Raw genomic sequence first — 19,681 nt, forward strand, 5'->3', positions numbered from 1 at the left:
CCTGTTTTTGTGTTCATCATTGAAGATGACACGTAGCAGAAGCCTGGTTCCGTCGCATTTCATGCTGCCGACAGAGAAAAAGCCCGGCGATGGTGATCGCCGGGCTTTGAAGGAATTGTCTGTTCTCCGGTCAGTCTGCCGTCAACAGAGGTGGCTTGTCTCCTGAAATGCGCCGTTGGTCCGGCCCAAGAATTTCAAGATCCAGTTCGCCCTTCTTGACCGAGACACGAACCACACCGCCCTTGGCCAGTTTGCCGAAAAGCAACTCCTCGGCCAGAGGCTTCTTGATATGTTCCTGAATGACACGTCCCAGCGGGCGTGCACCCATCTTGTCGTCATATCCCTTGTCGGCTAGCCACTCGGCAGCTTTGGGCGTCAGATCGATGCTCACGCCGCGATCCAGCAGTTGCGCCTCAAGCTGTAGGACGAATTTCTCGACCACCTGCAAAATGACCTCTTTCGGCAGCGGTGCGAAGGAGATCACGGCGTCCAGACGGTTGCGGAATTCCGGTGTGAACATGCGCTCGATCGCGGCCGTGTCTTCGCCTTCGCGCCGATCGCGCCCGAAACCGATGGCGGCTTTGGCCTGCTCTTGCGCGCCGGCGTTCGACGTCATGATCAGAACCACATTGCGGAAGTTCACCGTGCGACCGTTGTGATCGGTCAACTCGCCATGGTCCATCACCTGCAACAGGATGTTGAACACGTCCGGATGCGCTTTTTCGATCTCGTCCAGCAACAACACGCAATGCGGATGCTGGTCGACACCGTCGGTCAGCAAACCACCCTGATCGAACCCGACATAGCCCGGAGGGGCACCGATCAGGCGGCTGACCGCGTGCTTCTCCATGTATTCCGACATGTCGAACCGCAAAAGCTCCACACCCAGCGTATCCGCCAGCTGTTTCGCCACCTCGGTTTTCCCGACCCCGGTAGGACCAGCGAACAGGTAGTTGCCGATGGGTTTCTCAGGTTCGCGCAGACCGGCACGGGCCAGTTTGATCGCGCTGGACAGCGCCTCGATGGCCAGATCCTGACCAAACACCACCCGTTTCAGCGAGGCTTCGAGGTCTTTCAGCACCAACGCATCATCCTTGGTGACGTTCTTGGGCGGGATACGCGCGATCTTGGCGACAACCGCCTCGATTTCTTTGACACCAATGGTTTTGCGCCGCTTGCTTTCCGCGACCAGATGCTGCGCCGCGCCGGCCTCGTCGATCACATCAATGGCCTTGTCGGGCAGTTTGCGGTCGTTGATGTAACGCGCCGACAGCTCCACCGCCGTCTTGATGGCATCGGCGGTGTATTTGATGTCATGATGCTCTTCGAAATAGGGCTTCAGCCCGCGCAAGATCTTTACGCTGTCTTCCACCGAAGGTTCGTTCACGTCGATCTTCTGGAAACGGCGGCTCAGCGCGCGGTCCTTTTCGAAGTGTTGACGGAACTCCTTGTAGGTGGTCGAGCCCATGGTGCGCAGCTTGCCGCCCTGAAGCGCAGGCTTCAGCAGGTTCGAGGCATCCATAGCCCCGCCCGAGGTCGCCCCGGCACCGATCACGGTATGAATCTCGTCGATGAACAACACCGCGTCCGGGTGATCCTCCAACTCGGTCACAACCGCTTTCAGACGTTCTTCGAAATCACCGCGATAGCGGGTTCCGGCCAGCAGCGCGCCCATGTCCAGCGAATAGATCGTGGTGTTGGCCAGCACATCGGGGGCCTCGCCACCGACGATCTTGTGCGCAAGGCCTTCTGCGATGGCGGTCTTGCCCACACCCGGATCCCCCACCAGCAGCGGGTTGTTCTTGCGGCGGCGGCACAGCACCTGGATGCAGCGTTCCACCTCGTCCGAGCGTCCGATCAGCGGATCGACATCGCCAGCTCGAGCCTTGGCGTTCAGATCCACGCAGTATTTTCCAAGCGCGCTTTCTTTCTGTTCGGCTTCACCGGATGTGGTCTGGGCGTCTTCTTCCACCTGATCCGCACCGGATACCGAGCGGCTTTCGCCATAGGCCGGATCTTTGGCGACACCATGCGCGATGAAATTGACCGCGTCGTAACGGGTCATGTCCTGCTCTTGCAGAAAATAGGCGGCATTGCTTTCGCGTTCGGCGAATATGGCAACCAGTACGTTGGCGCCGGTCACTTCGGTCCGGCCCGAGCTTTGAACGTGGATCGCCGCGCGCTGAATGACGCGCTGGAACGCTGCGGTGGGTACGGCTTCGGATCCGTCGATATCGGTGACCAGATTCGAAAGGTCCTCGTCGATGAACTCCACCAAAGTGCTGCGCAACTCCTCCAGATCAACACTGCACGCTTTCATGACGCGCACGGCATCGGGTTCTTCCAGAAGGGCCAGCAGCAAATGCTCCAGCGTTGCGAATTCATGGCGCCGTTCATTCGCAGCCGCCAAGGCCGCGTGGATGGCTTGTTCCAATGTGCTCGAGAATGAAGGCACGCGGGTGCTCCTCTGTCTTGGGTCAGAAAGGGGCGGGCTTTCGGCCGGAACCCCATCTCAACCATGTCCTCATACTATTAGAGTTTGGTTGATCGTGGCGCGGCTTCAAGGGTTTTCTTTCACTTGACAGTCACATTTGTTGTGACCGTGGCCGTGAAGAGGGGGAAATAGGCATCAGAACCGGTCTTTTCTAGCCCGGATTTCGGCAAAAACGGCCTTGGGGTCAGCGCCGACCATACCCAATTTCGCCTGAATCGCCGGATCGGCGGCCCTCAGGAACGGATTTGTGGCCTTTTCAAGGGCCAGAATGGAAGGAACAGTGGCTTTCCCGGCGGCACGCGCGCGGTCGATATCCGCCATGCGATCTTTCAAGGCTTGGTTTTCGGGATCGACAGTAATCGCGAATTTGGCGTTGGATTGTGTATATTCATGCCCTGAACAGACCAAAGTGTCGTCCGGCAGGGCGGCCAGCTTGCTCAGAGAGGCCCACATTTGTGCGGGCGTGCCCTCGAACAGGCGTCCACAACCCAGCGCCATCAGGCTGTCGGCGGTGAACACGGCAGAACTCTGCGGCATGTAGAAAGCGATATGGCCATCCGTATGCCCGGAAACGTCCAGAACCTGAACCGGTTCGCCGCCTATCTCGAAACTGTCCCCCTCGGTGACCTGCTGATCCAGCGGCGGCAGGCGATTTGCGTCAGCAGCGGCCCCGATGACCTTTGCCGGCTGTTTGGCCAATATTTCCGCCAGCCCGTCCACGTGATCCCAGTGATGATGGGTCAACAGAACATGTGACAGTGACCACCCCCTGTCATCCAGCGCTTTCAGGATCGGTCCGGCCTCGGGTGCGTCGATCAGGGCGGTCTGGCCAGTGACGGCGTCATGCGCCAGAAAGGCGTAATTGTCGCTCAGGCACGGGATTGTAACGATTTCAAGAGGCATGGCTTTTTGCCCTTTCATTGCTAGACTGCGCCCAGCTAAGCCGATTGACCGGATGTCCGCAATGCATCTTGATGTACAGGATCTGAGGAACTTCTATTACCGCAGCACACTGGGGCGTGCGGCGCAGGCGGCTATTCGCGGGCGTCTGATCGAGCTTTGGCCCGAAGCAAAGGGCCAGACAGTGGCGGGATTCGGTTTCGCGGTCCCTTTGCTGCGCCCCTACCTGTCGGATGCGCGCCGGGTCATCGGGCTGATGCCGGGACCACAGGGCGTGATGCCATGGCCGGCAGGCATGCCCAACGTTTCGGTCCTGACCGAAGAAACCCTCTGGCCGATCGAGACCGGCCACGTGGACAAGCTTGTGGTGATGCATGGGCTGGAAACGTCGGAACGGCCAAACCAGTTGCTTGACGAATGCTGGCGCGTGCTGGGCCCCGGTGGCCGGGCCGTCTTCATCGTACCCAACCGGGCGGGCCTGTGGTCACGGTCGGACAAGACCCCGTTCGGGTTTGGACGTCCGTACTCTGCAACTCAGTTGGAAAACCAGCTCAAGGCGCATCACTTTCTGCCCGAGGTGCATTGCTCGGCCTTGTACATGCCTCCGTCATTCCGGCGTTTCTGGTTGAAATCCGGCAATCTGATCGAAAAGACCGGCCAGCGGATTCCGACGGTGATGGCGGGTGGGGTGCTGATGGTCGAAGTCAGCAAACATATCCGCCCGCCAAGCGGCAGCGTGACCAAGGATGCGGTCAAAAAGCCGATCAAGGCGCTTGACGGCTTGCTGAAGCCCGCCTGACAAACCCGGGCAATTCCATGTGAAAAACAGAGGAAAAAAAGTCACAGGAATCGCAAAAACCTGCATATTCGTAACATTTTTCAACTGGGCCAATGTGTTCAAACCGTCGCACTTGCCGTAAGTTCATGAAAAATAACAATTTGTGGATAATTCTGTTACCGCTATAGCGTATTGCTTGGTTGGTTCGGCTCTGCTACATCCCCGGTGATTTTGATCCCCGCCCTTCAAGGACGGGGTTTCTTCACGCCCCCGGGGTAGCTGCCGCACGCGAATTCGGGGCCCAAAATATCGGAAGGGTGGACGTGTCCGAACCAGCTTCGATTTCCACTGGCATCGCCGAGCGCTATGCCACCGCGATCTTCGAGATCGCAAAAGAGAACAACGACCTTGCAGGTCTGGAATCCGGCATCAATGATCTGGCAGCAGCGCTGGACGACAGTGCAGAGCTGCGCGACCTGATCGCCTCGCCGCTGGTGTCCCGCGCTGAACAGGAAGGCGCGATCACTGCGATCGCAGACAAGATGGGTCTGAACCCCATCCTGCGCAACACACTGGGTCTGATGGCGCAGAAGCGTCGCCTGTTCGTCTTGCCGCAATTGCTGAAGGTTCTGCGCGACATGCTGGCCGAAGAGCGCGGCGAAGTGACCGCCGAGGTCGCCTCGGCCAAGGCGCTGACCAAGACCCAGATGGAAAAACTGTCCAAGACACTGTCCGAGCGCGTGGGCAAGACGGTGACAATCAATGCGACCGTGGATGAAAGCCTCATCGGCGGTCTTGTCGTTAAAGTGGGCTCGAAGATGATCGACAGTTCGATCCGTTCGAAGCTGAACTCCCTACAGAATGCAATGAAAGAGGTCGGATAAATGGGAATCCAAGCTGCAGAGATTTCTGCAATCCTGAAGGACCAGATCAAGAATTTTGGTCAGGAAGCCGAAGTGGCCGAGATCGGTCGCGTGCTGAGCGTCGGTGACGGGATTGCCCGTGTATACGGTCTGGACAATGTGCAAGCCGGTGAGATGGTCGAATTTCCCGGCGGCATCATGGGCATGGCGCTGAACCTGGAAAGCGACAACGTCGGTGTCGTTATCTTCGGTTCCGACCGTGACATCAAAGAAGGTGACACCGTCAAGCGCACCAACTCGATCGTGGACGTTCCGATCGGCGACGAGCTGCTGGGCCGCGTTGTGGACGGTCTGGGCAACCCGCTGGACGGCAAAGGCCCGATCAACGCAACCAAGCGTGGCGTTGCAGACGTAAAAGCCCCCGGCATCATCCCGCGTAAATCGGTTCACGAGCCGATGGCAACCGGCCTGAAATCGGTTGACGCGATGATCCCGATCGGCCGTGGCCAGCGTGAGCTGATCATTGGTGACCGTCAGACCGGTAAAACCGCCGTTGCTCTGGACACCATCCTGAACCAGAAAAGCTATAACGACGCAGCCGGCGACGACGAGTCGAAGAAACTGTACTGCGTTTACGTAGCGATCGGTCAAAAGCGTTCGACCGTTGCGCAGCTGGTGAAAAAACTGGAAGAATCCGGTGCCATCGAATACTCGATCGTCGTTGCTGCGACCGCTTCGGACCCGGCACCGATGCAGTTCCTGGCACCCTACGCCGCGACTGCGATGGCGGAATACTTCCGCGACAATGGCCGCCACGCGCTGATCATCTATGATGACCTGTCGAAACAGGCTGTTTCGTATCGTCAGATGTCGCTGCTGCTGCGCCGCCCGCCGGGCCGTGAAGCGTACCCGGGTGACGTTTTCTACCTCCACTCGCGTCTGCTGGAACGTTCGGCGAAGCTGAACGAAGATTTCGGCGCGGGCTCGCTGACCGCTCTGCCGGTCATCGAAACCCAGGGTGGTGACGTTTCGGCCTTTATTCCGACCAACGTGATCTCGATTACCGACGGCCAGATCTTCCTGGAAACCGAACTGTTCTATCAGGGCATCCGTCCTGCCGTGAACACCGGTCTGTCGGTTTCGCGTGTGGGTTCGTCGGCTCAGACCAACGCGATGAAATCGGTTGCCGGTCCGGTCAAGCTGGAGCTGGCTCAGTACCGCGAAATGGCTGCCTTTGCGCAGTTTGGTTCCGACCTCGACGCCGCCACCCAGCAACTGCTGAACCGTGGTGCACGCCTGACCGAGCTGATGAAGCAGCCGCAGTATTCGCCGCTGACCAACGCGGAAATCGTCTGCGTGATCTTCGCCGGCACCAACGGCTATCTCGACAAGATCGACGTTTCGGATGTGGGCCGCTACGAGGCCGGCCTGCTGGCGCATCTGCGTGGCAAGCATGCTGACCTGCTTCAGTGGATCACCGACGAAGATCCCAAGATCAAGGGTGACGCGGCAGACAAGCTTAAGGCAGCGATCGACGAATACGCCGCGACCTTCGCTTGATAGGAGGTTCTGATGCCTAGTCTGAAGGACCTTAAAAACAGGATCGAGTCGGTCAAATCGACCCGCAAGATCACCAAGGCCATGCAGATGGTCGCGGCCGCGAAACTGCGCCGCGCCCAGGAATCTGCCGAAGCCTCGCGCCCCTATGCCGAACGGTTCAATGCCGTGATGGCGGGGCTGGCGGCTTCGGTCGGGGGCAGCGACAGCGCCCCCAAGCTGCTCCGGGGTACGGGCAGTGATGATGTCCATCTGCTGGTTGTCATGACAGCTGAACGCGGCCTGTGTGGCGGCTTCAACGCGAACATCGCCAAGCTGGCCCGCGCCAAGGCGGAAGAGCTGCGCCTGAAGGGCAAGACGGTCAAGGTTTTGACCGTCGGCAAGAAAGGCCGCGACGCGCTCAAGCGTGATTTGGGTGATCTGTTCGTTGGACATGTGGACCTGAGCGAGGTCAAGCGTCTGGGGTACACCAACGCGCAGGACATCGCGAAGGACATCCTGTCCCGCTTCGACGGGGGTGAGTTCGACGTTGCCACGATCTTCTACTCGAAGTTCGTCAACGTCGTGACCCAGATCCCGACGGCACAGCAAATCATCCCCGCCTCGTTCGAGGACGAAGCGGCGGGTGACGACAGCGGTGCCATCTTCGACTACGAGCCCAGCGAAGAAGCCATTCTGGCCGACCTGCTGCCCAAGGGGGTTGCGACTGCGATCTTCTCGGCTCTGCTCGAAAACGGGGCGTCTGAACAGGGTGCACGGATGTCCGCGATGGACAACGCGACACGCAACGCGGGTGAAATGATCGACAAGCTGACGATCCAGTTCAACCGCTCGCGTCAGGCCGTGATCACCAACGAGCTGATTGAAATTATTTCCGGCGCCGAAGCGCTGTAAGAAAACCGGAGACGAAACATGGCGAATGCAAAAGGCAAAGTCACACAGATCATCGGGGCCGTCGTCGACGTGCACTTCGAAGATCAGCTGCCTGAAATTCTGAACGCGCTGGAAACCACCAACAACGGCAAGCGCCTGGTGTTGGAAGTTGCTCAGCACCTGGGTGAGAACACTGTCCGCACCATCGCGATGGACGCGACCGAAGGTCTGGTCCGCGGCGAGGCCGTGACCGACACGGGCGCACCGATCTCGGTGCCGGTCGGCAACGCCACCCTGGGCCGCATCCTGAACGTGGTCGGCGAACCGATCGACGAAAAAGGCCCGGTCGAAGCATCCGAAACCCGCGCCATCCACCAGCCCGCGCCCGAGTTCGACGAACAGTCGACCGAGTCGGAAATCCTGGTCACCGGCATCAAGGTGGTTGACCTGCTGGCGCCCTACGCCAAAGGCGGCAAGATCGGCCTGTTCGGCGGCGCCGGTGTGGGCAAGACCGTTCTGATCATGGAACTGATCAACAACATCGCAAAAGTGCACTCGGGCTTCTCGGTGTTCGCGGGCGTTGGTGAACGGACCCGTGAAGGGAACGACCTGTACCACGAGATGATCGAATCGAACGTCATCAAGCCCGACAATCTGTCGGAAAGCCAGGTGGCCCTGGTGTACGGCCAGATGAACGAACCTCCGGGTGCGCGTGCACGTGTTGCTCTGACCGGTCTGACCCTGGCCGAACAGTTCCGCGACCAGTCCGGTACCGACGTTCTGTTCTTCGTCGACAACATCTTCCGCTTCACGCAGGCGGGTTCCGAGGTATCGGCTCTGCTGGGTCGTATTCCTTCGGCGGTGGGCTACCAGCCGACGCTGGCCACCGACATGGGCGCCTTGCAGGAACGGATCACCTCGACCAAGTCGGGCTCGATTACTTCGGTTCAGGCGATTTACGTGCCTGCGGACGACCTGACCGACCCTGCGCCGGCAACCTCGTTCGCGCACCTCGACGCGACCACCGTTCTCAACCGCGCGATCTCGGAAAAGGGTATCTATCCGGCCGTTGACCCGCTCGACTCGACCTCGCGTCTGCTCGACCCGGCCATCGTTGGTGAAGAGCACTACAAGGTTGCGACCGACGTTCAGCAGATCCTCCAGCGCTACAAGTCGTTGCAGGACATCATCGCCATCCTCGGCATGGACGAACTGTCGGAAGAGGACAAACTGACCGTGGCCCGTGCCCGTAAGATCGAACGCTTCCTGTCGCAGCCGTTCGACGTGGCCGAGGTCTTCACCGGTTCGCCCGGCGTTCAGGTTCCTCTGGATGTCACCATCTCGTCGTTCAAGGCCGTTGTGGCCGGCGAATACGATCACCTGCCCGAAGCGGCCTTCCTGATGGTAGGCGGTATCGACGACGTGATCGCCAAAGCGGAAAAGATGGCCGCAGAAGCCGCCTAAGGAGTATCCCTGATGGCAAACACGATGCAATTCGACCTCGTCAGCCCCGAGCGGAGCCTTGCTTCGCTCAGCGCGACGGCGGTCCAGATTCCCGGCGCGGACGGGGACATGACGGCAATGCCCGATCATGCCCCCACCATCACCACGCTGCGCCCCGGTCTGCTGAAGGTTGAGGCACCCGAAGGGTCCAGCGAATACCTGGTCACCGGCGGGTTTGCCCAGATCAACGGCGACAGCCTGTCGGTTCTGGCCGAAAAGGCCATCCCGGTGGATGAAGTGACCCGCGCGCATCTGGACGAGCTGATCGAAGACGCCCGCGCCTCGCATGAGGCAGCCAAGGGTGGCGATGATCAGACCATCGTCGACGACGCAGCCAAGCTGCTGGCCGACATGGAAGCGCTTGGAACACATATGAGCCTGTAACGGGCCCACCAGTGAAAAAATTGAGCGGCCTCGCAATTGCGGGGCCGTTTTTTTGTCGTGCTTTTGCCGAAATGCCGGGGTAAGTTACGGGAATTCAAGAATAATGATGATATGATGAAAAAGTTCCTAACCCATCCGATTGGAATTGCGCAGGGCGAGAATGTCCTGTTTTCGGAATTTGCCGAAGGCGGCGAAATGTGGACCGGGCAGGGGCCGCGCGAACGCCGAACCCCCATTCGGTTCAAAGAAGCATTTCGAACCCCGCCCGTGGTGCAGATCGGGATCTCTCTGTGGGATGTGGACACGTCCTCGGCGCTACGTGCCGAAGTTCAGGCCGAACATATCACAACCGAAGGATTCGACGCAGTATTCCGGACCTGGTCCGACACGCGGATTGCCCGCATCCGCGCAAGCTGGACTGCGATAGGAGAGGTGGCTCACCCGGACGACTGGAGTATTTCCTGATCCGGGGGTGCCCTATTTTTTCGGACGTTTGAACGACAGATTGGGCTCAGTCGTCCTGCGCTTCGATCATGTCCACGCGCGTGGCGTGGCGGCCGCCTTCGAATTCGGCACCCAGAAATGCGTCAACGATGTCCAGCGCCAGACCTTCACCGACAACCCGCGCGCCAATCGACAGCATGTTGGCATTGTTGTGCTGACGGATCATGCGGGCCGAGAATGTGTCTGAACAAACTCCGCAGCGGATGCCGGGCACTTTGTTCGCAGCCATCATGATACCCTGCCCGGTGCCGCAGAGGACAATACCCAAGCTGCAATCTCCTGAGGCAACGGCTTGCGCCGCGGCCTTGCCGTGCTTGGGGTAATGGGTGCTTTCCGGGGTTGTCGGGCCGATATCAACCACGTCCCAACCTTGTTGCGCGATGTGTTTGGCCACGGACAGGCGCAGCTCGATTGCCGCGTGATCGCTGGAAAGAACAATACGTTTGTTGGCAGTCATGGGGGTGTTTCCACTTGTGTCGCCGATCGCGCCCCATGGTCAGATATCTGCGCAATCGGCATTTCAGAAATCAAGGGGTGACACCTTCGGCCGCCCCCTATTGCTCAATCCATCTGATACATGGATTCGTAGATCGGTGTCAGCGTCTTGTCTTCGAACAGCGAAGACACACTGGTTCCGTTCCAGATGTTCAGGATTGCTTGGGTGAAGATTGGCGCAGTGGGAACGATGCGGATATTCTTCGCCTTCAATATCTCTTTGGTCGGCTGGATCGTATCGGTCAACACCAGTGACTTCATGACCGAGTTCGTCACCCGCTCGACCGCCGGGCCGCTCATGACGCCATGCGTGATGTAGGAGTGAACTTCCTTGGCGCCATTGTCCAACAGGACCTGCGCGGCCTTGCAAAGCGTTCCGGCGGTGTCACACATATCGTCGACGATCAGGCAGATTTTGTCCTTCACATCCCCGATAACGGTCATTTCCGCGACTTCGCCTGCTTTCTCGCGACGCTTGTCAACGATCGACAAGGGGGCATTGATGCGCTTGGCCAGTTCACGTGCGCGGGCCACGCCGCCGACGTCGGGTGAAACCACCATGATTTCATCCAGATTGTCCTTGAACTGGTTTTTGACATCCAGCGCAAAGATCGGCGAGGCGTAGAGGTTGTCGACGGGCATATCGAAAAAGCCCTGAATCTGCGCGGCATGAAGATCCATCGTCAGAATCCGCTCGATCCCTGCACCGGTCAGCATATTGGCCACCAGCTTGGCGCTGATGGGCGTGCGGGCCTTGGTGCGGCGATCCTGGCGGGCATAGCCGAAATACGGGATCACGGCGGTGATCCGCTGTGCCGACGAACGGCGCAGCGCGTCGGCGATGATCAGCAGTTCCATCAGGTTGTCATTGGCCGGGTTCGAGGTCGGCTGGATGATGAACATATCCTCGCCGCGTACGTTTTCGAACACTTCGACGAAGATCTCGCCGTCATTGAAACGTTCAACGCGCGCATCGACCAATCCTTGGTCAACGCCGCGATACAGGCTCATGCGGCGTGCGATGGTTTCAGCAAGTGGAAGGTTGGCGTTCCCAGCGATAAGCTTGGGTTCGTGAAGTGTCGGCATCGGCTGAGGTCCCCGGGCAGCAATGGCAATGTGACAGATTCGTGATGTTGACACCGCTTAGCATGGCCTTACCGTCCCGCAAAGGTAACGCAGCGGAGAAAGTGAACATGACCCGGATTGACTACTATTTTGCGACAATTTCGCCCTATAGCTACCTGGCTGGAAACCGGCTGGAAGAGATTGCGGCGAAACATGGAGCATCGATCAGCTACAAACCGCTGGACATCATGGCACTGTTCGCACGCACCGGGGGTACGCCGCCAAAAGACCGTCATATCTCGCGCATCGAATACCGCGCTCAGGAATTGCTGCGCCAATCGAAGAAACTGGGGATGGAGTTCAACCTGCAACCGGCGCACTGGCCGACCAACATGGCACCGTCTTCTTATGCGATCATCGCCGCGATCAGGGATGGTTCGGGCGACGTGGGCAAGTTGTGCCAGTTGATCCTGCGCGCCTGCTGGGCCGAAGAAAAAGACGTCGCTCAGGATGATGTGATCCGGGACTGCCTTGCAAATGCCGGGTTTGACCCGGAACTGGCCAACAGTGGACTGCTGGTCGGGGCCGAGACCTATGCCGCCAATCTGGAAGAAGCCGTGGATCGCGGCGTGTTCGGCGCGCCGTTCTACATCACGCCGGACGGTCAACGCTTCTGGGGGCAGGATCGTCTGGATGATCTGGATCGGCATCTGTCCGAGATGAAAGGATGACAACACCGACGGCGATGCAATCCGTCTTCGTCAGACGATTGGGCGACGGAGGGCGCAAAGTGCTTGCCCTTCATTGCACCATTGCGCATTCCGGCGCGTGGTCTGGCCTGTCCAAGGCATTGGATGGCAGCGTGTGTCTTGTTGCACCTGATATGCTGTCTCATGGGCGCAGTCCGGATTGGGACGGTCAAAGCGATTTCTTTGACGCTGTGACAGGGCTGGCGGCGGTCGAGTTGACCAAGCCCATGGATCTGGTCGGCCATTCCTTTGGGGCGATCGTTGCGCTCAGACTGGCCATCGAGCATCCGGACCTTGTTCGAAGCTTGACCCTGATCGAGCCCGTGTTCTTTGCCGTGGCAAAACAGGACGCGCCCCATTTGTACGATCAGCACCGGCGAGGGTCACAACCGATTGAAGCAGCGTTCCAAGCAGGCGACGAAGCGCTGGCCGCGCGGTTGTTCAACCGGATGTGGAGCACCGGTATCGGCCCAAAATGGCCGGACCTGCCAGAGCGGACGCGCGCCGGAATGGTGCGTGGGATTCATGTTGTTCCTGCGTCTTACCCCGTTCTGTACGATGACCGCGCCGGGTTGCTTGACCCCGACAGATGCAAGCACGTATCGATGCCAACCCTGTTGCTGAGCGGATCAAAGACCCATCCGACGATCCCCGCAATCTGTGATGGATTGCAGCGTCGTCTACCGAACGCACGCCATGAGGTCGTTCAAGGTGCGGGGCACATGCTGCCCATTTCGCACCCCCGTGAAACCAGCGTGCTGCTTCGAAAGCTCTGGAAAGCTGGCCGAGGAACGGGGGTTACAACAGGCTGAGAAACTGATCGATCTCGGCTGTCCCGATCGACCAGTCGCAGACCAGTCGGCATGCAAGGCTTTCATCGTCATCATCACCTTCCAGCTCGGCCCCCCAGAGGTGGTAGATCGCCCCGGCCTCATGCAGCTGTTTGTGCTTCGCGCGTGAAAAAGCGGCAAAGATCATATTGGCCTGTGGTTCGTGCAGGAACTCGGCCCCTTTTGCACGCAGGCCGTCGGCCAGCCGGGCACAGTTTGCGTTGGCCTGACGCGCCAGCTTCAGCCACAGATCATCCTCAAGATAAGCCGCCATCTGAGCGGACAGGTAGCGATGCTTGGAAAACAGATGCGCCCCGCGCTTGCGCCGCAGCTCGAATTCCCAGGCCTTGCTCTCGTCAAAGAACACCACCGCTTCAACGCCCATCAGCCCGTTTTTCGTGCCGCCAAAGCTGACCGCGTCCACCCCGGCTTTCCATGTCATGTCAGCCGGAGAACAATTCAGGGCCACCAGAGCATTGCTGAACCGGGCCCCATCCAGATGGACGGGCAAGCCATATTCCTTTGCGACCCCGCACACCGCCTGCAACTCTTCCAGCGAATAGACCGATCCGCGCTCGGTGACCTGGGTGATCGACACCGGCCCGCGCTGCGGCCCGTGTACCCCGCGGGTTTCTTCGCCCAGGATGGACCCGCGCAACGCGTCCGGTGACATCTTGTCGCCGCCGGGAACAAGGGTCAGCTTGGCCCCGGTGTAAAACTCGGGCGCGTTGCACTCGTCTTCATGGATATGGGCAACCGGAGAACAGAAGATCGTTTCCCAGGGGTTGGACAACGTGGCAAGTGCCAGCGAATTTGCCGCTGTCCCCGTTGCCACGAGATAGACAGCAGCCCCCGGCGCTTCAAAGATGCTGCGAATGCGGTCACGCACCTCGTTCATCATCGTGTCGGCGCCATAGGCCATCTGATAGCCCTGATTGGCCTCGGCCAGTTTGGCCATGACCTGAGGGTGAACCGGCCCGGAATTGTCAGATGCGAAATACATCAGCTAGGCTCCTCGATAATGTAGTCTTCCCACTCTTCCATGGGGGTTTCGAACTCGGACACCGTGCGCCCCTGAACTGAAACGCCTGCGGCATGCACGCTGTCCGGCGTACCAGATATCAAAGGGTGCCAGTCGTAAAGCGTTTTGCCTTCCCACAGCAGCCGATACGCGCAGGTTTGCGGCAACCAATAGGCGTGTTCGTCAATATTGTCGGGTGTCATGACGATGCATTCAGGCACGAATTGATGCCGGATGTCGTATTGCGTGCAGCGGCAGCTTTCATCGTCCAGCAGGCGGCAGGCGACACAGGTCAGGGCAACTTCGCCCGAGTCTTCATCTTCCAGCTTGTTGAGGCAACACTTGCCACAGCCGTCACACAGGGCCTCCCACTCGCGCTGGTTCATCTTGCGCAGGGGTTTGCGCTCCCAGAACCGGGCGGGCAGGCCGGTGCGTTCAATCGGATCAGCGCTCATAGGGCGGCCAGAATGCCCCGGGCCTGTTCACAATCGGCATTCATCTGCGCGATCAGACCATCCAGCCCGTCAAATGTCATTTCAGGGCGCAGGAATTCGATCAGCCCCACTGACAAGGTCGCCCCGTACAGGTCGCCGGAAAAGTCGAACAGGAAGGTTTCAATGTTTGGCACTTCGCCATGGAACATCGGGCGCACCCCAACCGAGGCCGCACCGTGATAACTGCCCCGATGCGGGCCATCCAGCACGTCGACCAATACCGCGTAGACGCCGAATTTCGGCGGGTGGAGCCCTTCGATGGACATGTTCGCGGTTGGAAAACCCAGTTCCCGCCCGCGCTGCTCGCCGCCGATCACCTCGCCTTCGATCCTGTGCCAATGGCCCAGCATCGCGGCGGCATCCCTTGGGCGACCCTCGCTCAACGCGGTGCGGATGGCGGTTGACGAGACCACGTTTTCCGACCGCTGCATCAAAGGGGCAATCGTCACGCCAAATCCCATCTCTTGCCCGAACCGAACCAGATCGTCCGCCGTCCCACTGCGGCCCTTGCCAAAACAGAAATCGGCCCCGACCACGACATGGGACAGGCCCAGCCCCTCACAAATCACGTTGCGCGCGAATTCATCGGGGGAAAGCCCGGCCAGCGCCGCGTTGAACGGCAGCTCGTACAGTTTCTTCACACCCAGCTTTTCAAGCCGGTGCGCCCGCGCATTGCCGCGCATCAGGCGGAACGGAGGAGAATCCGGCGCAAAGTACTCACGTGGATGCGGCTCGAAGGTCATGACACCCAGTGGCGCATCCGGGGCCGCGTCGCGGGCCAGTTCGATGACCGACTGATGCCCCAGATGGACGCCATCAAAATTCCCGATCGCAACGCTGGCGCCGCGATCTTCTGGCTCGACAAACTGGAAATCCCGGATGATGTGCATAGGCGATTGCGTAGCGTCGCGTTGCCATTTGTTCAAGCGGCAGTTTGAATTCAAGGCATGCGTCCTTGCGAAACAAACCAAAACCCTTCGTCAGACCTGATTGCACACAGGGCATCCCCGGAATGCCGTGCGACATGCGGCCAACTGCTTGATCCCAAAAAAATACTGGGTGTAGACTGGGTTTCCGGCCCTCGGACCACGCTGGGGGCGGACGATGGCCCGGCCAGGTTCAAATGAACCCAGCACAGGAGGCAGACCATGTATCGATTGCGACTGTTCGCGATTCGCAACGCCCGTGCGTTCGAGTGGATCTACAAATATGTCGAACGGGGCATGGTCGCGATGGATCCGGTCTTTGCAAAGATCGGCTACAACCGCGTTGAACGCCCCATCGCGTTGGTCGAAAAAGGCGTCAAAAGCCTTTTGTTTGATTGCAAGATGTGCGGGCAATGCGTTTTGTCTTCGACGGGTATGTCCTGCCCGATGAACTGCCCCAAGCAACTGCGCAACGGCCCGTGTGGCGGTGTGCGTCCCGGTGAGTTCTGCGAGGTCAAACCCGACATGAAATGTGTCTGGGCCTTGGCCTGGGATGGGGCCAGCCGTATGCAACACGGGGGCGACAAGATAAAAGAGGTCCTTCCGCCCGTGGAACACACGTTGAAGGGGTCATCATCCTGGTTGCGGGTCAGCCGCGAGATTGCAGCACAGGAACGCGAGGCCCGTGACGCTGCACGCGAAACGCTTGCGCAGGCATTCCCGGAGGCGCGCGAGAATGAACCCTCTGCGGCACCTCTGGCTGCTGAACCCCCCAATGCGGTGAACCGGGAGCTGAAGAAATGAACGACGCCCATCGCAGCGAGGTCGAGCCGATCGGCTATGTGCCTGTTCCCGAAGGTTATGTCTCGCACAGTCGACTGGAAAGAGTTCTGCGCTCGGGTCGTTTTGCGGTGACCGCTGAACTGAACCCGCCAGACAGTGCTGACCCCGAAGATGTTTTTCAGGCGGCACAGCCGCTGGGTGAAGTGGCGGATGCGATCAATGCAACCGATGCGTCTGGTGCCAACTGTCACATGTCCTCGTTAGGGATCTGTGCGTTGTTGACCCGCGCGGGGTATTCTCCGGTCTATCAGATTTCCTGCCGAGACCGGAACCGGATCGCCATTCAGGGGGATGTTCTGGGGGCTGCGGCGCTGGGCGTCAGCAACGTATTGTGCCTGACGGGCGACGGTGTCGGGGTTGGGGATCAACCGGGGGCAAAACCGGTGTTCGACTTCGATTCCCTGACCTTGCTGCGGACGATCCGAACGATGCGCGATCAGGGAAAGTTTCTTTCAGGCCGCAAGATCACGCGTCCCCCTCAACTGTTTTTGGGAGCGGCGGAAAACCCCTGCATACCGCCCTATGACTGGCGCCCGGAACGTCTTGCAAAGAAGGTTGAAGCGGGGGCTGAGTTTATTCAGACCAATTACATCTACGACATTCCGCTTTTTGAAAAGTTCATGGATCGGGTGCGCGATGCCGGCCTGGACGAAAAAGTGTTCATCATTGCTGGCGTGGGTCCCATCGCTTCGGCACGCGCGGCACGCTGGATGCGCAGCAATGTGCCCGGAATTCACATCCCGGATCATGTCATCGAGCGGATGGAAAAGGCCGAAAAGCCCGCTGAAGAGGGCAAGAAGATCTGTATCGAACTGATCCAGCAGATCCGGGACATCGCCGGTGTTTCCGGGGTTCACGTGATGGCCTACAGGCGTGAACACGTGGTGTCTGAAATCATACTGGAATCAGGTGCGCTGAAGGGACGAAAACGAACCCGTTCTTCCTGACGACCTTTTGTGCAGTTGAGTGTCCAAACAAAAAAGGCGCCGGTCGGGCGCCTTTTGCAAGACTGTGTTTGCGGGTCAGTCGAACTTGCGCGACGGGGCAAGCACCATGGCTTCGCCGATCAGGACCTTCTTGCCCTCGACCGAACAATGGCAGTCCAGCTTGACGCGGCGCTTGGCGAAATCGATGTCGATCACTTTCACCTCGGCATAGACCATGTCACCCGGGCGCACAGGCGCCAGAAACTTCAGTGACTGACCCATGTAGACGGTGCCGTGGCCCGGCAGTTGTTCACCGATCACGGCCGAGATCAGACCCGCCGTCAGCATTCCGTGGGCAATACGGCCTTCGAAGATCGTATCGCGGGCATAGTCGTCGTCCAGATGCACCGGATTCCGGTCGGTCGAGACCTGCGCGAACATTTCGATATCTTCATCCGTCACCACTTTGCGCAGGTGGCGGGACATGCCCATTTCGATGTCTTCGATACAGATCGTTCCGCGCGGAAGATTGTCCAACATGTTGCCCTCACTCGAAATCGGCCGTGAAAGAAAAAACCATCATTTGGCCAAGGTTGGCAACTTTATTACTTCGCAGTTGCAGAAAATCAAGTCTTTTCTTGCTACCTCAAGCGCCCGATCGTGTAGGTTGGATTGATCTTTTCCCTTTCAATATAGGCGGTTAGGGATTCGTGATGCGGATGATGCGACGTTTTTGTCTCGGCCGCAGCCAGCCCGCCCGAGATGAACAGAGAATCAATGCCCTCTCCCATGCCGCCCAGAATGTCCGTATGGGGGCCGTCGCCGATCACCAGAATGTCGCTGTCGGGGATATCGTGCCCCAGTTCCTGCAACCGGCGTCGGGCCAGGTCATAGATCGGGGGATGCGGTTTGCCGAAATACAGGCTTTCACCGCCCATTTCGGTGTACAGCCTGGCCAAAGCACCGGCACACCATTCGCGCACCTCTCCGCGGTCGACAACAATGTCAGGGTTCGCACAAAGCAGTTTCATCCCCATCTGCTTGGCGTACAGGAAATCCGGCCGGTTCACATCCGGGTCGGCCATCGGATCGAACGGGCCGCAGCAGACGATACCCTCGGCTTCCTTCAGCGGCACACGCTCGATATGGATGGGATGATCCAGCAGTTTCAGCGGTTCGAAAAAGCCCGCATCACGTTGCCACTCGCCCATGAAGTAAACCTTGCGCCCCACAGCACCCCGGAACATCGCCGAGCGCGCGGAATCCCCGCTGGTGGCGATGGTGTCATACGCGTCGGCGGGGACGTTGAATTGCACGAGTTGCTCTGCCACCCCGGCGCGAGGTTTGGGAGAGTTCGTGACCAAAACCACCAGTCCACCCTTGGCACGATAGGCCTTCAGCGCTTCGACGGCCTCGGGGTAGGCCGTGATGCCGTTGTGAACACAGCCCCAAAGGTCGACGAACAATGCCTTGTAACGGTCCGAGATCTCGGAAAGCGAGGAAACGATCTGGGTCATGGGGGCCTCTGGGTCTGATATCGCGTTGGCGACAGCTATGCCAAAGCACGGGCCAAATGACCATCCCGCACCCTTCGCCTGCGGTCCTGTAATTCGTCGAAAAAGGGTTCTGTGGTATAGTAATGCGAATGTTTTAAAGAATTTGCGGAGCGTGACATGGGGGATAATTCCAAAACCCACAGTACGACCGATGTGCTTTTCCGATGGTTCCAAATCGTTGCCATCACGCTTGCCGGGCTATGGGCAGTTTTTCAATTTGGTCTGTTCGAGGTCAAAAAGAACTACGTGCTCGAAGTGAACGTTTCAGCAGATGTTGGTAAGCCCGTGGGTGAAGGGATTGTGCCGGTCAAGATTACAACGTCAGCCCGCAATTCCGGGCAAAAGGGTGTGAACCTTATTTTTGCCAAGGCAAACTTTGCCGAAGAGGATGTCATTCCCAAGAGGCCAGACGATCGTTTTGACATTCGAGACTGGAGTACGCTGACATACAGGCCATACAAATATATGAGGGATATTGGCGAAAGGGTTTTTGCTTTTGCAACTGCCTATGAGATTTTCACGCCGTACTATTATCTCGAAAGGAATGAAACTCAGTGGAGCGAAATTCTGTTCCTTGCGAATACAGCCAGAGCAAACTTCTTCACGTATCAAATTTTCTATTATGCCGCCGAAAGATGCAGGGGTATCTACCCGTTCGAGACGTGTTTTGAGTTCCGGGCTGACACCTTTGAGCCCCAACAAGGAGAACCATGCCCCGGTGATCTCTTGTGGGTGGGTGTGACCAATCTGTGTATTCAATATTTCCGCAAAGTCCTGAATAGCGACTCCACGGATTGGGAAGAGATCACCGAGGATGACTTGTTCAAAGATCACAAAATGATCTTCTATCGCCGCGACGGAAATCTGTACCTTTGGTCGGAAGAATCTGAGGCGGTCGAACACTAAAAAGGGCGCCGCTG

The 19,681-nt window shown here is 58.7% G+C and carries 21 protein-coding genes; 12 read left to right on the plus strand and 9 right to left on the minus strand.

What is annotated here, in order from left to right; translation table 11 throughout:
* Positions 1–130: 130 nt before the first annotated feature.
* Positions 131–2,455, minus strand: coding sequence for an ATP-dependent Clp protease ATP-binding subunit ClpA (gene clpA / locus ACR0DJ_RS01765; protein ID WP_425078847.1), 2,325 nt, complete (start codon positions 2,453–2,455; stop codon positions 131–133).
* Between the two features lie 174 nt (positions 2,456–2,629).
* On the minus strand, positions 2,630–3,397 hold the full coding sequence (gloB, locus tag ACR0DJ_RS01770; protein WP_480683669.1) for a hydroxyacylglutathione hydrolase: 768 nt from the start codon (positions 3,395–3,397) through the stop codon (positions 2,630–2,632).
* 61 nt (positions 3,398–3,458) lie between these two features.
* Here gloB and ACR0DJ_RS01775 point away from each other — a divergent pair, with 61 nt between their 5' ends.
* The 7 genes from ACR0DJ_RS01775 (at position 3,459) to ACR0DJ_RS01805 (ending at position 9,817) form a co-directional block, all read left to right on the plus strand.
* Entirely contained in the window at positions 3,459–4,193 is a 735-nt protein-coding gene (locus tag ACR0DJ_RS01775; protein ID WP_152459015.1) for a class I SAM-dependent methyltransferase, read from the plus strand.
* Between the two features lie 302 nt (positions 4,194–4,495).
* Positions 4,496–5,056, plus strand: coding sequence for a F0F1 ATP synthase subunit delta (locus tag ACR0DJ_RS01780; RefSeq protein ID WP_170346038.1), 561 nt, complete (start codon positions 4,496–4,498; stop codon positions 5,054–5,056).
* Positions 5,057–6,595 carry a F0F1 ATP synthase subunit alpha gene (gene atpA / locus ACR0DJ_RS01785; RefSeq protein WP_170346039.1) on the plus strand — a complete coding sequence of 513 codons (1,539 nt, stop codon included), beginning with the start codon at positions 5,057–5,059 and terminating at the stop codon, positions 6,593–6,595.
* 12 nt (positions 6,596–6,607) lie between these two features.
* Positions 6,608–7,486, plus strand: a complete 879-nt coding sequence (locus tag ACR0DJ_RS01790; RefSeq protein ID WP_257599297.1) for a F0F1 ATP synthase subunit gamma — start codon at positions 6,608–6,610, stop codon at positions 7,484–7,486.
* An 18-nt stretch (positions 7,487–7,504) separates the two neighbouring features.
* A complete protein-coding gene (gene atpD, locus ACR0DJ_RS01795) occupies positions 7,505–8,929 on the plus strand; it encodes a F0F1 ATP synthase subunit beta (RefSeq protein ID WP_170346041.1) in 1,425 nt (474 codons plus the stop codon).
* A 12-nt stretch (positions 8,930–8,941) separates the two neighbouring features.
* Positions 8,942–9,352 carry a F0F1 ATP synthase subunit epsilon gene (locus ACR0DJ_RS01800; RefSeq protein WP_170346042.1) on the plus strand — a complete coding sequence of 137 codons (411 nt, stop codon included), beginning with the start codon at positions 8,942–8,944 and terminating at the stop codon, positions 9,350–9,352.
* A 114-nt stretch (positions 9,353–9,466) separates the two neighbouring features.
* Positions 9,467–9,817: an H-type lectin domain-containing protein gene (locus ACR0DJ_RS01805; RefSeq protein ID WP_170346043.1), complete on the plus strand. Its 351-nt coding sequence runs from the start codon at positions 9,467–9,469 to the stop codon at positions 9,815–9,817.
* A gap of 46 nt (positions 9,818–9,863) precedes the next feature.
* Here ACR0DJ_RS01805 and rpiB read toward each other — a convergent pair whose 3' ends face one another.
* Positions 9,864–10,313 (minus strand): ribose 5-phosphate isomerase B, encoded by a 450-nt coding sequence (gene rpiB, locus ACR0DJ_RS01810; protein ID WP_480683671.1) that lies wholly within the window; start codon positions 10,311–10,313, stop codon positions 9,864–9,866.
* A 104-nt stretch (positions 10,314–10,417) separates the two neighbouring features.
* A complete protein-coding gene (locus ACR0DJ_RS01815) occupies positions 10,418–11,437 on the minus strand; it encodes a ribose-phosphate pyrophosphokinase (protein WP_152459007.1) in 1,020 nt (339 codons plus the stop codon).
* A 107-nt stretch (positions 11,438–11,544) separates the two neighbouring features.
* On the opposite strand from ACR0DJ_RS01815, the gene ACR0DJ_RS01820 reads away from it, so the two are divergent.
* The gene (locus ACR0DJ_RS01820) at positions 11,545–12,147 is read left to right on the plus strand and encodes a DsbA family protein (RefSeq protein ID WP_480683672.1); all 603 of its coding nucleotides are present in this window, start codon (positions 11,545–11,547) and stop codon (positions 12,145–12,147) included.
* Positions 12,144–12,977 carry an alpha/beta fold hydrolase gene (locus ACR0DJ_RS01825; protein WP_480683673.1) on the plus strand — a complete coding sequence of 278 codons (834 nt, stop codon included), beginning with the start codon at positions 12,144–12,146 and terminating at the stop codon, positions 12,975–12,977. Before ACR0DJ_RS01820 ends, ACR0DJ_RS01825 begins: the two co-directional genes overlap by 4 nt.
* On the opposite strand, the gene ACR0DJ_RS01830 is transcribed toward ACR0DJ_RS01825, so the two are convergent.
* From ACR0DJ_RS01830 to ACR0DJ_RS01840, 3 genes are read right to left on the minus strand one after another with little or no spacing between them, the layout of a single operon-like run.
* Positions 12,964–13,998, minus strand: coding sequence for a threonine aldolase family protein (locus ACR0DJ_RS01830; protein WP_480683675.1), 1,035 nt, complete (start codon positions 13,996–13,998; stop codon positions 12,964–12,966). The two genes, ACR0DJ_RS01825 and ACR0DJ_RS01830, sit on opposite strands and share 14 nt — an antisense overlap.
* Positions 13,998–14,471, minus strand: coding sequence for a YcgN family cysteine cluster protein (locus ACR0DJ_RS01835; protein WP_170346048.1), 474 nt, complete (start codon positions 14,469–14,471; stop codon positions 13,998–14,000). The genes ACR0DJ_RS01830 and ACR0DJ_RS01835 overlap by 1 nt, the downstream gene beginning before the upstream one ends.
* Positions 14,468–15,400, minus strand: coding sequence for a bifunctional riboflavin kinase/FAD synthetase (locus tag ACR0DJ_RS01840; RefSeq protein WP_480683676.1), 933 nt, complete (start codon positions 15,398–15,400; stop codon positions 14,468–14,470). The genes ACR0DJ_RS01835 and ACR0DJ_RS01840 overlap by 4 nt, the downstream gene beginning before the upstream one ends.
* A gap of 258 nt (positions 15,401–15,658) precedes the next feature.
* Here ACR0DJ_RS01840 and ACR0DJ_RS01845 point away from each other — a divergent pair, with 258 nt between their 5' ends.
* On the plus strand, positions 15,659–16,240 hold the full coding sequence (locus tag ACR0DJ_RS01845; protein ID WP_480683677.1) for a methylenetetrahydrofolate reductase C-terminal domain-containing protein: 582 nt from the start codon (positions 15,659–15,661) through the stop codon (positions 16,238–16,240).
* Positions 16,237–17,226: a methylenetetrahydrofolate reductase gene (locus ACR0DJ_RS01850; protein ID WP_170346051.1), complete on the plus strand. Its 990-nt coding sequence runs from the start codon at positions 16,237–16,239 to the stop codon at positions 17,224–17,226. The genes ACR0DJ_RS01845 and ACR0DJ_RS01850 overlap by 4 nt, the downstream gene beginning before the upstream one ends.
* A 75-nt stretch (positions 17,227–17,301) precedes the next feature.
* On the opposite strand, the gene ACR0DJ_RS01855 is transcribed toward ACR0DJ_RS01850, so the two are convergent.
* Together ACR0DJ_RS01855 and ACR0DJ_RS01860 are read right to left on the minus strand one after the other, a co-directional pair.
* Complete coding sequence (locus ACR0DJ_RS01855) at positions 17,302–17,745, minus strand: MaoC family dehydratase (protein WP_117872517.1); 444 nt, start codon at positions 17,743–17,745, stop codon at positions 17,302–17,304.
* Positions 17,746–17,846: 101 nt separating this feature from the next.
* Entirely contained in the window at positions 17,847–18,722 is an 876-nt protein-coding gene (locus ACR0DJ_RS01860) for a TIGR01459 family HAD-type hydrolase (RefSeq protein WP_257599290.1), read from the minus strand.
* A 156-nt stretch (positions 18,723–18,878) separates the two neighbouring features.
* On the opposite strand from ACR0DJ_RS01860, the gene ACR0DJ_RS01865 reads away from it, so the two are divergent.
* Entirely contained in the window at positions 18,879–19,667 is a 789-nt protein-coding gene (locus ACR0DJ_RS01865) for a hypothetical protein (RefSeq protein WP_480683678.1), read from the plus strand.
* The last annotated feature ends 14 nt before the right edge of the window (positions 19,668–19,681 follow it).

The organism is Ruegeria sp. BF10 (assembly GCF_056538725.1).

What these genes read in the sequence shown, in the direction of transcription:
- gloB (WP_480683669.1), bottom strand. Translation starts at nt 3,397, where the DNA reads ATGCCTCTTGAAATCGTTACAATCCCGTGCCTGAGCGACAATTACGCC.
- ACR0DJ_RS01775 (WP_152459015.1), top strand. Translation starts at nt 3,459, where the DNA reads ATGCATCTTGATGTACAGGATCTGAGGAACTTCTATTACCGCAGCACA.
- atpA (WP_170346039.1), top strand. Translation starts at nt 5,057, where the DNA reads ATGGGAATCCAAGCTGCAGAGATTTCTGCAATCCTGAAGGACCAGATC.
- ACR0DJ_RS01790 (WP_257599297.1), top strand. Translation starts at nt 6,608, where the DNA reads ATGCCTAGTCTGAAGGACCTTAAAAACAGGATCGAGTCGGTCAAATCG.
- atpD (WP_170346041.1), top strand. Translation starts at nt 7,505, where the DNA reads ATGGCGAATGCAAAAGGCAAAGTCACACAGATCATCGGGGCCGTCGTC.
- ACR0DJ_RS01800 (WP_170346042.1), top strand. Translation starts at nt 8,942, where the DNA reads ATGGCAAACACGATGCAATTCGACCTCGTCAGCCCCGAGCGGAGCCTT.
- ACR0DJ_RS01805 (WP_170346043.1), top strand. Translation starts at nt 9,467, where the DNA reads ATGAAAAAGTTCCTAACCCATCCGATTGGAATTGCGCAGGGCGAGAAT.
- rpiB (WP_480683671.1), bottom strand. Translation starts at nt 10,313, where the DNA reads ATGACTGCCAACAAACGTATTGTTCTTTCCAGCGATCACGCGGCAATC.
- ACR0DJ_RS01815 (WP_152459007.1), bottom strand. Translation starts at nt 11,437, where the DNA reads ATGCCGACACTTCACGAACCCAAGCTTATCGCTGGGAACGCCAACCTT.
- ACR0DJ_RS01820 (WP_480683672.1), top strand. Translation starts at nt 11,545, where the DNA reads ATGACCCGGATTGACTACTATTTTGCGACAATTTCGCCCTATAGCTAC.
- ACR0DJ_RS01825 (WP_480683673.1), top strand. Translation starts at nt 12,144, where the DNA reads ATGACAACACCGACGGCGATGCAATCCGTCTTCGTCAGACGATTGGGC.
- ACR0DJ_RS01830 (WP_480683675.1), bottom strand. Translation starts at nt 13,998, where the DNA reads ATGTATTTCGCATCTGACAATTCCGGGCCGGTTCACCCTCAGGTCATG.
- ACR0DJ_RS01835 (WP_170346048.1), bottom strand. Translation starts at nt 14,471, where the DNA reads ATGAGCGCTGATCCGATTGAACGCACCGGCCTGCCCGCCCGGTTCTGG.
- ACR0DJ_RS01840 (WP_480683676.1), bottom strand. Translation starts at nt 15,400, where the DNA reads ATGCACATCATCCGGGATTTCCAGTTTGTCGAGCCAGAAGATCGCGGC.
- ACR0DJ_RS01845 (WP_480683677.1), top strand. Translation starts at nt 15,659, where the DNA reads ATGTATCGATTGCGACTGTTCGCGATTCGCAACGCCCGTGCGTTCGAG.
- ACR0DJ_RS01850 (WP_170346051.1), top strand. Translation starts at nt 16,237, where the DNA reads ATGAACGACGCCCATCGCAGCGAGGTCGAGCCGATCGGCTATGTGCCT.
- ACR0DJ_RS01855 (WP_117872517.1), bottom strand. Translation starts at nt 17,745, where the DNA reads ATGTTGGACAATCTTCCGCGCGGAACGATCTGTATCGAAGACATCGAA.
- ACR0DJ_RS01860 (WP_257599290.1), bottom strand. Translation starts at nt 18,722, where the DNA reads ATGACCCAGATCGTTTCCTCGCTTTCCGAGATCTCGGACCGTTACAAG.
- ACR0DJ_RS01865 (WP_480683678.1), top strand. Translation starts at nt 18,879, where the DNA reads ATGGGGGATAATTCCAAAACCCACAGTACGACCGATGTGCTTTTCCGA.